At 65.9% G+C, this 12,653-nt stretch carries 11 protein-coding genes; 9 read left to right on the top strand and 2 right to left on the bottom strand.

Annotated elements, in window-relative coordinates; genetic code table 11:
• Positions 1–38: 38 nt before the first annotated feature.
• A complete protein-coding gene (locus tag QA600_RS13920; protein ID WP_278292548.1) occupies positions 39–347 on the bottom strand; it encodes a HalOD1 output domain-containing protein in 309 nt (102 codons plus the stop codon).
• A 163-nt stretch (positions 348–510) separates the two neighbouring features.
• On the opposite strand from QA600_RS13920, the gene QA600_RS13915 reads away from it, so the two are divergent.
• The 6 genes from QA600_RS13915 to QA600_RS13890 all read left to right on the top strand — a co-directional run bounded on the left by QA600_RS13915 (position 511) and on the right by QA600_RS13890 (position 7,048).
• Entirely contained in the window at positions 511–3,576 is a 3,066-nt protein-coding gene (locus tag QA600_RS13915) for an FtsX-like permease family protein (RefSeq protein WP_278292547.1), read from the top strand.
• A gap of 109 nt (positions 3,577–3,685) precedes the next feature.
• The gene (locus QA600_RS13910) at positions 3,686–4,333 is read left to right on the top strand and encodes an ABC transporter ATP-binding protein (protein ID WP_345782031.1); all 648 of its coding nucleotides are present in this window, start codon (positions 3,686–3,688) and stop codon (positions 4,331–4,333) included.
• A 379-nt stretch (positions 4,334–4,712) separates the two neighbouring features.
• Positions 4,713–4,928, top strand: coding sequence for a helix-turn-helix domain-containing protein (locus QA600_RS13905; protein ID WP_278292544.1), 216 nt, complete (start codon positions 4,713–4,715; stop codon positions 4,926–4,928).
• On the top strand, positions 4,915–5,514 hold the full coding sequence (locus tag QA600_RS13900; RefSeq protein ID WP_278292543.1) for an HTH domain-containing protein: 600 nt from the start codon (positions 4,915–4,917) through the stop codon (positions 5,512–5,514). The genes QA600_RS13905 and QA600_RS13900 overlap by 14 nt, the downstream gene beginning before the upstream one ends.
• Positions 5,511–6,674 carry a thiolase family protein gene (locus QA600_RS13895; protein ID WP_278292542.1) on the top strand — a complete coding sequence of 388 codons (1,164 nt, stop codon included), beginning with the start codon at positions 5,511–5,513 and terminating at the stop codon, positions 6,672–6,674. The genes QA600_RS13900 and QA600_RS13895 overlap by 4 nt, the downstream gene beginning before the upstream one ends.
• Positions 6,671–7,048, top strand: a complete 378-nt coding sequence (locus QA600_RS13890; protein WP_278292541.1) for a nucleic acid-binding protein — start codon at positions 6,671–6,673, stop codon at positions 7,046–7,048. The genes QA600_RS13895 and QA600_RS13890 overlap by 4 nt, the downstream gene beginning before the upstream one ends.
• 328 nt (positions 7,049–7,376) lie before the next feature.
• Here the strand turns inward: QA600_RS13890 and QA600_RS13885 are convergent, their stop codons facing one another.
• On the bottom strand, positions 7,377–8,741 hold the full coding sequence (locus QA600_RS13885) for a TIGR00341 family protein (RefSeq protein ID WP_278292540.1): 1,365 nt from the start codon (positions 8,739–8,741) through the stop codon (positions 7,377–7,379).
• Positions 8,742–9,040: 299 nt separating this feature from the next.
• On the opposite strand from QA600_RS13885, the gene QA600_RS13880 reads away from it, so the two are divergent.
• The 3 genes from QA600_RS13880 (at position 9,041) to QA600_RS13870 (ending at position 12,573) form a co-directional block, all read left to right on the top strand.
• Entirely contained in the window at positions 9,041–9,457 is a 417-nt protein-coding gene (locus QA600_RS13880; RefSeq protein ID WP_278292539.1) for a hypothetical protein, read from the top strand.
• Positions 9,458–10,534: 1,077 nt separating this feature from the next.
• Positions 10,535–11,332 (top strand): HAD-IIA family hydrolase, encoded by a 798-nt coding sequence (locus QA600_RS13875; RefSeq protein ID WP_278292538.1) that lies wholly within the window; start codon positions 10,535–10,537, stop codon positions 11,330–11,332.
• Positions 11,329–12,573: a DUF4010 domain-containing protein gene (locus QA600_RS13870; RefSeq protein ID WP_278292537.1), complete on the top strand. Its 1,245-nt coding sequence runs from the start codon at positions 11,329–11,331 to the stop codon at positions 12,571–12,573. Before QA600_RS13875 ends, QA600_RS13870 begins: the two co-directional genes overlap by 4 nt.
• Positions 12,574–12,653: the final 80 nt, after the last annotated feature.

Raw genomic sequence — 12,653 nt, 5'->3', positions numbered from 1 at the left:
ACCGGTCGGGAACCGAGACCGTCGGTCGAGCCGACCCGTCACCGACCGTCGTCGAAGATCCGGATTCGGCCGGCGTCGTCGACGCGAATGCGGTAGTCGAGAAAGACGAACTCGACCGCAACGGTCCCGCCGCCATCGCCGTCGCCGACGAGGGTGTCGAGCGCCTTCGGGTCGACGCTGTCGAGCAGCGTCGCGCCGTACTCGTCCTCGATCGCCGTCGGATCGACTCCCTCGGCCGCGGCGACCGTTTCGATGACCGCGATGCTGGCCGCGGTCCGCTCGCCGTAGCGTCGCTCGAGTACCGACGACTCGTTCGCGTCGTCCGAACCCCCATTACTCGCGGGCATAGCTCCGAGCAGCCACTACGACGATCACCGGTATAGCGGTACTGTATCAAATCCTGCACTTCTCCGGCGAGAGAAACGAGCTGCCGTTCGCGGCCGCCGGTCGGAGCGACTCCGGCATTTATTTACGGCGACACTTCCCCTACAACTGCACTGTCTAACCTCAATGACGTATCTTCGGGTGCTCGTCGGTCGCTGGTCGCGCCGGGACCGACTCGCGGTGCTGGTTATCGCGCTGACGGTGGCGCTGCTGGTCGGCGCCGCGTTGCTCGTCGTCGCCGCCGGCGATCAGACGCACAGCCTCGCGGCCGAACACGAGGGGAACGCGTCGATCGTCGGCTACGACTCGGTCGACCGCGCGAGCCAGGCGGCGGATCCCGACGACGTCGTGCTTCCGACGGCGACCGCCGTCGGCCCCGAGGGTGACACCGATCGGATCGTCGGGATTCCCGCTGACGCCCCGGCGCTCGGACTCTCCACCCAGCCCGACGGCACCGTCGCACCCGACGCGAACGGGGAGACGTGGCGCCTCGAGGGGAGCGGAGAAACGACGACGACGGAAGTCGAGCCCGCGAACGCCTCGGACGGGGTCGTTCCACCGACGTGGCTGCGGACGACACCCGAGACGCTCGAGGAGGTCGGGCCGACGGGCGCGCTCGTCGTCTCGCCGGCCGACGGGGACGGGAACGAGGATCGCGAGGGTGCTCCGGTTGTGGGGGCGCTCGAGTTCTTCACACAGGGCGCGGACGACGTCCTCGGGATCGTCCGAACGGGCGTCGCTGCCGCCGGTGTGATCGTCGCCGCGACGCTCTCAAGCGTCGTCCGGATGACGATTCGGGATCGCGCGCGAACGATCCGGGTGGCTCGAGCGACGGGCGCACCGCCGCGGCGAATCCGGGCCGCGCTCGCGGCACGGGCCGGGGCGATCGCAGCCGCCGGCGGCGTTCTCGGCTACGCGATCGGCGTCGTCGTCACCAACGCGGCGGTAACCGCCGCGATCGTGGTTGGTCTACCGACGACCCTGTCGGTGACGGTGACGCCCGACCTCGTCCGGTTCGTCGCCGCGATGCTCGCCGCGATTATCCTCGTCGGGATCGCGACGGGGTACGTCACGGCTCGCGCCGCGACGACGAAACCGCCCGCACTGGTCGGTCGCGACGGCCACGATCGGGGCTCGAGCACCCCGAGCGGACGGCTCCGACGTATCGGTGGCGGCGTCCGGGATCGCCTCGAGCCGACGGTGCTCGCGGTGCGGACGATCCTCCCGGCGACGGCGACGCTGTCGACGTTCGCGGTGATCGTCCTGCTCGTCGCGTCGCTCGGGACGATCGGGGCCTCGCTGTCGACGACCGGGACGACGGTCGCCGATCCCGACGCCTCGCACCCGGCGGAGAGTCGGGTGTCGGCCGACTACGCCGAGACGCTCGCGGAGCGAGGGGTCCCCGCGAGCCCCGAGATCCTGCTGTTCGCGAGCCACGGCGAGGAGCCGTACCTCGTCCGCGGAGTCGACTACGCCGCGTTCGAATCCGTCTCCGACGCCCGGATCGTCGACGGGGACCCGCCGGCGGACGACGAGGAGGCCGTCGTGGGCGTCGAGCTGGCCGACGCTCTCGGGCTCGAACCCGGCGACGAGCTCGCGGTCGGCGGGAGCACCGACCCCGCAGTCGGAATAGTAACCGTCGCCGGCACCGTCGAAACCGGCGGGTTCGCGGATCACCAGCTGCTGGTCTCGCTGCCGACGGCCCGCCACCTGTCGGGGCTCGAGTCGGACGAGGTGAACCAGATCCGAACGACCGCGACCGGGGCGTCCGACGCGGCCCAGACGGCCGAGACGGCCGAGACGGAGTCGGCGACGGTCGTCGACCTCGAGGCGCCGGACCACGTCCGTCCCGGCGAGACGGTTTCCGTCGAGGCGACCGTCTGGAACCCCACGGCCGAGACCGCCGAGCGGGAGCTCGAGGCGACGATCGGCGAGGCCGAACAGCGCCGATCCGTCGAACTCGGGGGCTACGAGCGACGGACCGTGACGTTCGAGCTGTCGGCGCCGCCGGCCGGCGAGTACGAGCTGTCGGTCGGCGACGACGAAACGACGGTCGCCGTCGACGACGCGCCGCCGCTCGAGTCGCTCTCGCTGCCGGAGTCGGGCCCGACGGGTGCGTCGCTGTCGGTTCCCGTTCGCGAAACGACCGGGGATCCGGTCTCGAACGCGACCGTCGAAATCGGGAATCGAACGGCCGAAACCGGATCCGACGGCGTCGCCCGGATCGAACTGCCGGAGACACCCGGTACGTACGACGCGACGGTTTATGCAGGCGAGCGTGAGCGAAACGAGACGATTCGAGTGGCCCACGACGCCGACCCCGAGCCGACGACGTCGCTGTCGATCAGCCCGTCGTCGCCCTCGGTTCACGCCCAGCCGACCGCGACGGTCGACCTCGAGAACCCCTGGGACCGCCCGCTCGAGACCGAAGTCGAACTCGACGGCGCCGGGACGACCGATCGAACGGCTGTGACCCTCGAGCCCGGCGAGACGGCGACGCGAACGGCGACGCTGTCCCGCCAGCCGCCCGGCGAACACACCGTTACCGTCGGGGCCGGGGATCGAACGCTGGCGACCGCGGAGTACGAGGTCGTCGGCGACGACCGCGTGGTGAGCGCGCTCGCCGCCAGCGGCCACCACCGATCCGACGGCGGCGTCGAGTCGGCGGTCGAGTACGCGATGGGGAACCTCCAAGTCCTGCTGAGCGCGCTGACGGGGCTCGCGGCGGTAACCGTCGTCGGGGCGACCAGCGCCGTCCTCGCGCGGGCGATTCGCGCCCGTCGTCGGACGCTTGCGATCTACCGCGCGACGGGCGCCTCGCCGGGGCGCGTGCTCGCGGTCGTTCTCGGGGACGCGGCGCGGATCGGGGTCGTCGCCGCCGCCGCCGCGGTCGGAATCGGGATCGTCGCCCTCGAAGCCCTCGCTGCGACGGGCCAGCTGACGGCCTTCGGCATCTCGCTCGAGCCGCGACCGACGGCGACGGTCGCGCTCGGCGTCTTCGCCGGCGGCCTCGTTCTGACGCTGCTCGCGGCGCTCGTCGCGACCCTGCCGCTGGTGTGGCGCTCGCCGGCCTCGCTGCTGTCCGAGCCCTCGGCGGGACCGACGACCACCGACCGCCGCGCACGGCTCGACTCGGAACGGGAGCGAAAACGGGAACGGGAGCCGGAACCAGCGATTGACTCGAGCGACTGACGACTCGTCGGCGGGCTCGAGTTCGCCCTCGGATCGTCGTCGCTCGACGAAGAGGTACAGCTATTTGAGCGACGGGTTCCAACCGACCCTCGTGACCACCGACGAGCCCGTGCTGGCCGCGGCCGACGTCTCGGTCCGTCGCGGGAGCCAGCCGATCCTCGAGGCGCTATCCCTGGCGATTCCGGCCGGCTCGCGGACGCTCGTCCGGGGGCCGAGCGGCGCCGGGAAGTCGACGCTGTTCTCGGTGCTCGGGCTGCTCGAGCCGCCCGACAGCGGTCGGGTGCTGGTCGACGGAACGGACGCCAGCGGACTCTCGGAGCGCCGACGGGCCCGGCTGCGCCGGGACGCGATCGGGTTCGTCTTCCAGGACTTCCAGCTCGTGCCGGATCTGACCGTCCGCGAGAACGCGCTGTTGCCCCAGCACCACGGCGGCGACCGCGACGAGGCGTGGGTCGACGAACTGCTCGAGACGCTCGCAGTCGCCGACCGGGCCGATCGGTATCCGGCAACGCTCAGCGGCGGCGAGAAACAGCGGGTCGCGATCGCCCGTGCGCTCGCGAACCGGCCCGACGTCGTCCTGGCCGACGAACCGACCGGCCAGCTCGATCCCGAGACGACCGAGCGCGTGGCGGGATTGCTGGTCGACGTCCAGGAGTCGGCGGGCACCGCGCTCGTGACGATCAGCCACGACCCGTCGCTCGAGGGACTGTTCGATCGAACCGTGACGCTTCGCGACGGACGGCTGCTCGAGGAGTGATACGGATTGCTGTACCGATGTCCCGGCGCAACCGCCGCACGGGTCGCGGTTGCGCCGGTAATAACTTACAGTAAACCGTATGAGCGAACGTCGTCGGAGCTGACGTCGACCTGCTCGGGAGAACGGTCCCGTCGGTCGAATTTCCAAACTATGTTGGAGTGGGAAATTTATCCTTCGTCAACGTCCGGCAGAACGCGGACTATCCAGACGCTCTCTGGTCTGGAACCGCCGCACACGGCTGGTCGTCGTTCGACGGCCACTCGTGGACATCATCCCTTTGCCGATCCTCTTCCCTCTTGTCGCCCGATACCGACAGCCGTGGTGTTCGTGGGCACAGTTCAGCCAATATTTATATCACAGGCCGTTGCCGTCCTCTGTGATGTCCACGAGCGAACAGAAGCTAGCGGTTCCGGATGGGCTTGGATCACCACAGGCCAAACTCGTCTACCTGGCGCTGCTGGAGATGGGGGAGGCGACGGCGAACGAGCTTCAGCGACTGCTGGGGCTATCGAAACTGACACTGCTACCGATCCTCTCGTCGCTGGTTACAGAGGGGTACGCCCAGCGGCGGGAGGGGACGTATGTCAGCCGGTGAGCGAACGGCGGTTCCGACCGCGACCGCAGATCCCGAGTGCAGTCTCCGGGTCGACTGCTACGTCCGACCGACCGTTTCGACCGCCGCCGACAGCGCGATCGGTCGCGTCGTCGACCGACTCGAGCGACTGCAAGAGGACGGCGCTATCGACGAGTACCGGATCGTTCGGTGGCCGCCTGACGGGTACGCCGCCGACGGCGACAGGTCGACGCGCAGCGAGATCGTCGCCGAGTTCGAGCGTTGGGCCGAACGGCGAGGCCGCTCGCTCGAGCCGGCGTTCCGACGACAGGAGCTCCCGTCGTCGCCGCTCTGTCCGGGAACCGGTTCGCGCGAGCGAGTCCGGGTTCCGATCGTCACGCTCACACTGTACGAGGACGACGAGAGCGAGAAATCGGACGACGACGGATCGGCGACGGTTCGCGGCGTCGTCCCGCACACGGATCGAACGGCGTCGGGCACGGATCGAACGTACACCGTCGAGGAGTGGCTCTCGGCTGCCGAGCGCAGCTCCGGAGCCAGCCTCGAAACGTCGACGAAGGAAACGGCTGGACGCGACCAGGTGACGCTTCTGGAGGGGGGACGATGACGGAGTCCGACCGCGTCGCGGTGATCGGCGCCTCGATGACCCAGTTCGGGCAGCGCGAGGAGTGGATCCAGGAACTCCTCGCCGAGGCTGGCCTCGACTGTCTCGAGGACGCGGGCGTCGACGCCGACGAGATCGAGCATCTGTACGTCTCGAACATGACCAGCGGAGAGTTCGAGGGGATGACGGGCGTGATGAACGCGCTGGCACACGACATCGGCGCGCTGCCGGCGTACACCCAGCGCGTCGATCAGACGAGCTCGAGCGGCGGGGCGGGGATCTACGCCGCCTGGCAGTCGATTCAAAGCGGAGCGAGCGAGATGACCCTGCTCGTCGGCGGGGAGAAGATGACCCACCGGACGACCGGCGAGGCGACCGATATCATCGCGTCGATCACCCATCCCGTCGAGTACACGGCGGGCGTGACCCTGCCCTCCTTCGCGGGACTGACCGCGCGTCACTACCTCGAGCGCTTCGACGCACCGCGGGAGAGCCTGGCGAAGGTCGCCTCGAAGAACCACAGAAACGGCGTCGACAACCCCCACGCACAGTTTCAGAAGGAGGTCGACGTCGAAACGATCCTCGACTCGCCCATCGTCGCCGATCCGCTGCGGCTGTACGACTTCTGTCCGATCACCGACGGCTCCGCGGCGATGCTGTTCTGTCCGGAGTCCGTCGCCCAGGAGTACACCGACGAGTACGCGATCGTCGCGGGCGTCGACGGCGCAACCGACACCCACGTCGTCCACGAGCGCGAGGATCCGACGGTAATGGGCGGGGTCGTCGAGAGCGGGCAAGGCGCCTACGAGATGAGCGGCTACGGGCCAGAGGACGTCGACGTCGCCGAACTCCACGACATGTTCACCATCCTCGAGTTCCTGCAGATGGAAGGGCTCGGGTTCGCCGAGCAGGGCGAGGCCTGGGAGTTAGTCGAGGAGGGCTACACGGAGCGCGACGGCGAGTTACCGGTCAACACCTCCGGCGGGCTCAAGTCGAAGGGGCACCCGCTTGGCGCCAGCGGCGTCGCACAGGGCGTCGAGATCTACGAGCAACTGGTCGGCGAGGCCGGCGACCGCCAGGTCGAGGCCGACGTCGGACTCTGTTGTAACGTCGGCGGCTTCGGCAACTGCGTTATCACCACTATCATGGAGGCAGCACGATGACGATGGAAGCGACCCGATACGACGACGGCACGATCAGCTACCCCGGCCACCCGCGCAGCCGGAACGGTGCGGAGCCGGTCGGCACGATCGACCTGAGCGAGCACACCGCCGAGGTCGTGACGTGGACGACCAGTACCGCGACGCCGCCGGGGATTCGGGAACCGAACCACCTCGCGATCGTCGAGTTCGACGTCGGCGAAGTCGTCGAGGACGGGGAGACGTCGGTCCGGGCGCTCGTCCAGCTCACGGACGGCGACATCGAGACCGGCGACGAGGTCGAACCCGTCTATACTGAGAAGCTGCGCGAACCCGGTGCGGGCATCAGGGAACCCGACAGCCAGGACTGGGATGGCTACCGGTTCGAACCGGTGTAGGATCCGTTCGGTCCGCTCGCACCCCGACGCGTGAGCAGCGGCTGGGGCTCGAGCTTCGAGACGAACGGTCACGGACTCGAGCGCTGCTCGAGACGGCAGAACTCCTTTCGTCGTTCGGAACGGTCCGTACTCTATGCGAGGCACGTACAGGTGCGGGTCCTGCAGCGCTCAGTTCAAGGCGACCCGTCGACAGTGTGGCGTCTGTGGCACGAGTGGGCTCGAGACGAGCCGCGATTCGTGTCGTGGCTGTGGAACGAGCTTCGAAGATTCGATCGTCCAGCGGTGTCCGCGGTGTGGGTCCGACGACGCCGAATCCGTCTGAACGGAGTCAGGTGTCGGCATCCGCGTTATCTACGTCGGCCTCGTCGCCCTCGAGGTAGGCGTCGTTCCCACCGGTCGCGACGAATCGGACCTGCACCGCGGTGTCGCCCGTCGTCTGCTCGTTGATTCGCTCGTCGAGCCTGTCGATCAGCTCCGCGTCGTACGTTCCCGGTGGACCGCCGACTTCGACGACAACGGCGTCGATCTGCTGGGTCGCGTCGAGCGAGCTATCGACAGGGAGCCCCTCCTCGCGGACCTGGACGTCGACCTCGAGCAGGTAGGCGTCGTCGTACTCCGACAGTACCGCCTCGGACTCCTGCGTCGCCGTCTCCTCGAACGCCGACATCTGATAGGAGGAGTAGGTAACGCCGGTCAGAAACAGCGAGAGGACGAGGATAACGGCGAGAAAGACGGCGGCCTGTTTGACTACACGGCGCTGTGCGATCGAGATTCCGAACCCGCTATCGGGTCGGTAGCCGATGTACCACAGCGTCGCGAGACCGGCGAGGTTGACCCCAAGGAGGTTGACCAGTACGAGCACCGTCGAGCCCAGCGCGGCGGCGGGCATCCCCCAGGCCAGGGCGATGCCGGCGGCGGCCATCGGCGGCACCAGCGCGGCGGCGATCATCACGCCGACGATTGCGACCGAGAAGCCGGTCGCGAGGCTGAGGATACCCGCGATTCCGGCACCCAGCGCGACGGGCAACAGGAGCAGCTCCGGAGCGATTCGCTCTGCGACCTCGTCGATCTCGGTGAGTTCGGCCCCGGGAGGAACGAGAAGCATCGACTGGAAGAGCCACGCGACGATCGCCGCGATGACGATCCCACCGAGAACGCCCGAGAACTGGTAGCGAAGTCCCTTGAAGAACAGGTCGCGATCGTTGACCACGGTCCCGATCGAGGCGCTCAGTGCGGGTCCGATCAGCGGCGCGATCACCATCGAGCCGACGACGACCGCCGGCGAGTCGAGCAGCAGTCCGACCGTCGCGACGATCGAACTGATCAGCGTCATCGCGAAAAAGACGCTGTAGGTCGGCGTCAGCTCCTCGGCGCGGGTCAGCAGCTCCTGTCTGGAGATCTCTTCGTCTTGGACGGACTCGGTGGCGTACTCTTTCTGAAGCTGGTGAAAATCCCTCGAGACAACGGCCTCCGCATCCATGACGACCGTATAGGAGTCGTTTTCGATGCCGACGTCCTGGAGCGAATCGAGGATCGGTTCGACCGCGTTCGTCGGGAGCGGAAACGAGACAATAGAGTCGTACTCCCGGGTACCCTGTTCCTCCGTGAGGACGTACTCGACCCCCTCTTCTTCCAGTACGTCGAGTACCGCCTCCCGCTTACCCACCGGCACCGTAACCTGAATATGTCGCACTACCTCGTACTGGATACAGACGACGAAAGTTCCTCGGTCGGAAAGTGCGTGTTCGGTTTGCGGGTCCCCGCACCGGGTCGCAGTCGTTGTGAGGGCAGTCATCGCCGCTCTGTCGAGTCCGTGGAAGTGAGCCCTGTAACCGTCTCGAGTGGATTCGAGGAGTGCTATTCGTTCAGATGTCATCGTTCTAGTCAATTCGACCCCCGTCGATCGCACACGTGTCAGAAATCCAGGTTCGACGGACTGAACGTCCGAATCTCGTGAAAAGAGGATTTCACCGAAGACCGTGTGTCCCCGGTATGGATCGGCGAACCCTGATCGGGCTGACGGCGGGAGCCGGAATCACGACACTGGCCGGCTGTCTCGGAACGCTCTCGGAGGTAACGGACTCCGAGAGCGAGCGCGTAACTGTCGGCGACGGCGACGCCGAAGACGGAACCGACGTGATCGTGCGCAACGCCGGCCCGGAGGAGCGAACGGTCGATATCGAACTCCGTCGCGACGGCGAGACCGTCCTCGAGCGGACGGAGACGCTCCCCTCGGAGGACGCCTTCGAGGCCACGCTGCTCGAGACCGGGACCTACGACCTGATCGTCGAGACCGATACCGGACGGAGCGAGACTTCGGTCACGCAGCCGACAGACTGTGCGGACGCTCGAACCGAGATCATCGTCTCCGAGTACGGACTCGAGACCACGACCGCGAGTTCGTGTTGAGTCCCGGTCCGTCGAGCACTGGACGGATCGTGTCTCACTTCGCGGCGTTCGGGTCTGGATATATTTTCTATCTGATTATTTTGCACGAGATGACGACATATAGAAATGTCAGCTGTAAAATATTCCTGATCCTCCCTCGATATAGTTGTTATCAAAATTTGCATATATGACGGGCGGCAAGTCCGGCGTGTAGCAGTTCTTCAGGAGAGCAATTTGAACGTTTGAATACGGACGAGAAATTTCAAACGAATCTCAGTCGTCGGGGTGGAAGTTTGCAAAAGGCACAATATAGGAGTACTGCTCTTCATATTTGGAAATGCAACCGATGCGGTAATTTGGGTGGTGATGATCCAGCGGTTCATGCACTAATCCTCACACTTTAACTCCATTTCAAAGCACCACCGTTGTTTGGAAGCGGTTGCGACAGAAACCGACTACGCGGCACAGTCTTACACACATACTTTTGTAAACCGATTGCTATATATTACTATATAGTCGAATGTAGTACTATTTTCTGGAGATATTCAGCAGTAATATCGCCCTTACAGCGACCGAGCAACCGATAGATCCCATTCTCTCCGTTTGGGGAGCTATCGCTCCGTCGCGTATGTTCTATTTCAGCAACTCTCTACATATTAAATTATTATGCCTATCGGAGAGAGGCTGTCTGGAGCGATGTTGGAATCCCCATCCAGGTTGTGTGACGAAGTGCTGACAATCGGCACTAGACATAGACAACGAGGCGTCTCCTGGACGGTACCTTGGACTTACGTACAGAAGCGCCCACAGAGTCCCGAGGGGGAGCCGAACCGCGAGATTCGAGGTCGAGTGTCGGGTCCGTCCGCGACTTCGACCGTCGACTGCGCCGACTCCCCGACGAGCCGGTTTCTACTCCGCCAGCTCGCGGAGGTCGAACGAACGACTCGATCCGCGATTCCCTCGGAGTTCGACTGAAAGATATATAGAACTATATAGTAAGATATAGGTACGACGGCCGGTCATACACCAGTTCGTGAACTCGCGTTCGTATGCACACCACGAATCAGTTCGGAAGGAACGATCGACAGACGGGGCGTGATGAGCGGTAGCGCACTCGAGGGTGCGGTAGTCGATCTCGACGGAACCGTCTACCGTGGGGATCGGCCCGTCGCCGGCGCTCGAGAGGGAATCGAGCGGCTACGTGAGTCCGATCTCGATCCGGTCTTTCTGACCAACAACCCGACCGGAACCCGGTCGGGCTACCGCGACCGGCTTCGCTCGCTCGGGATCGACGCGGCGACCGACGAAATCGTCACTGCCGCGTGGATCGCAGCCGACTACCTCGCGACGGCTCATCCCGACGATTCCGCGCTCGTCGTCGGCGAGTCGGCCCTCGTCGAGGAGCTACGACAGGCGGGGGTCGACGTCACGAGCGATCCCGACCAGGCTACCGTCGTCCTGGCGTCGATGGATCGGTCGCTCGAGTACGCCGATATCCGCTCGGCCCTCGAGGCGTTCGAGGGCGAGTCCGATCCGCGATTCTACGCGACCAACCCGGACCGAACGTGTCCGACTGAGACCGGTGAAATCCCGGATACGGCGGCGACGGTCGGCGCGATCGAGGGGACGACCGGCCGCGAACTCGACGGCGTCCTCGGAAAGCCATCGCGGTTCGCCGTCGAGGCCGCCGTCCGACGGCTTGGAACGACACCCGAGCGATGTCTCGTCGTCGGGGACCGACTCGAGACCGACGTGGAGATGGGTCTCTCCGCTGGTATGACGACAGTGCTCGTCCTCTCGGGCGTTACCGACCGGGACGCGGTTTCGGCGTCGACCATCGAGCCGGACTACGTCCTCGAGTCGCTCGGCGACATCGGATCGGTTCTCCAGCCATGATCGACGTCGACGTACTCATTCACCTCGAGGAGGACGTAGCCAGGATCGTCATCGCGACGCTGCTCGGGATGTTCCTGGGTCTCGAGCGCGAGTGGTCCCAGAAGTCCGCGGGGATCCGAACGTTCGCGCTGATCAGCCTCCTGGCTGCGGTCTTTACGATCATCGACCACGAGGGACTGTTGCTTGTCGGCGGCCTCCTGATCATCGCACACGCCGTGTTGCTGGCCGTACAGAGTTTCATCGAGGACGAGATCGACGGGCTCTCGCTGACGACGTCGGTGTCGATGCTGGTCGCCTACAGTATCGGCGCGCTCGTCGCCAACGGGTTCCTGATCGAGTCGGTGACGGTGGCGGTGCTGTCGTCGCTGCTGCTCGTCCTGAAGCGTGAACTCCACGAGTTCGCGTGGGGGCTCTCCCGGGAGGAGATGCGAAGCGCCGTCGAGTTCGTCATCCTGGCGTTCGTTATCTACCCACTCCTACCCGACGAGACGGTCGATCCCTGGGGTGCCGTCCAGCCGCGGCTGATCTGGTCGCTCGTGATCGCGATCAGCGCGATCGGGTTCGTCAACTACGTCCTGGTCAAGAAGTACCAGGGGCGCGGGATCGCCGTCACCGGCTTCTTCGGCGGGCTTGTCAACTCGACGGCGGTCGTCGCCGAGATGGGCAAACGCGCGGACAACCAGTCGGGACTGCTCGGCCTGGCCGTCGGCGCAATCCTGCTCGCGAACGCCGCGATGGCAGTTCGAAACGCCGTGATCGTGGTTGCGTTCGTTCCCGAAGCCGCCGTCATCGTCGGTGCACCGCTGGGTGCGATCGCGCTCGCAGGCGTCGGGATCGCGATGTGGCAAAGCGACTGGCGGACGGAGTTCGAGGCCGACCTCAACTCGCCGTTCAGTCTCCGGAACGCGCTCACCTTCGGTGCGCTGTTTCTCGCCGTCTTGTTGCTCTCGGTCGCTGCCGAGGAGCTATTCGGGACGACCGGCTTCCTCGCGACGACGTTCCTGGCCGGGCTGGTCTCGAGCGGAACCGCGACGACGACGGCCGTCACCCTCGTTAGCACGGGCCAGATCACGCAGAACGCGGCCGTCGCGGGCGTAATCGCTGGAACTGCGGCCAGCATCCTGGTCAAAACCTTCTTCGCCGCGAGCATCTCCCGGGAACTCGTTCGACCGGTGCTGTTCTGGAACCTCGTCCTGATCGGCGTCGGGATCGTCTTCGGCGCACCCGTGTTGTTGCTGTAGGTGCGGGGACGATCGCGTTCGGATCCGGCCCCGGATCATCGGCAGCGTTTTGTCGGCAGGCCCGATACTACCGCCAATCG

The sequence above is a fragment of the Natronococcus sp. A-GB1 genome (assembly GCF_029688845.1).
In the GTDB taxonomy this organism is placed as follows: domain Archaea; phylum Halobacteriota; class Halobacteria; order Halobacteriales; family Natrialbaceae; genus Natronococcus.
This window is presented reverse-complemented; position numbering and strand designations above follow the sequence as displayed.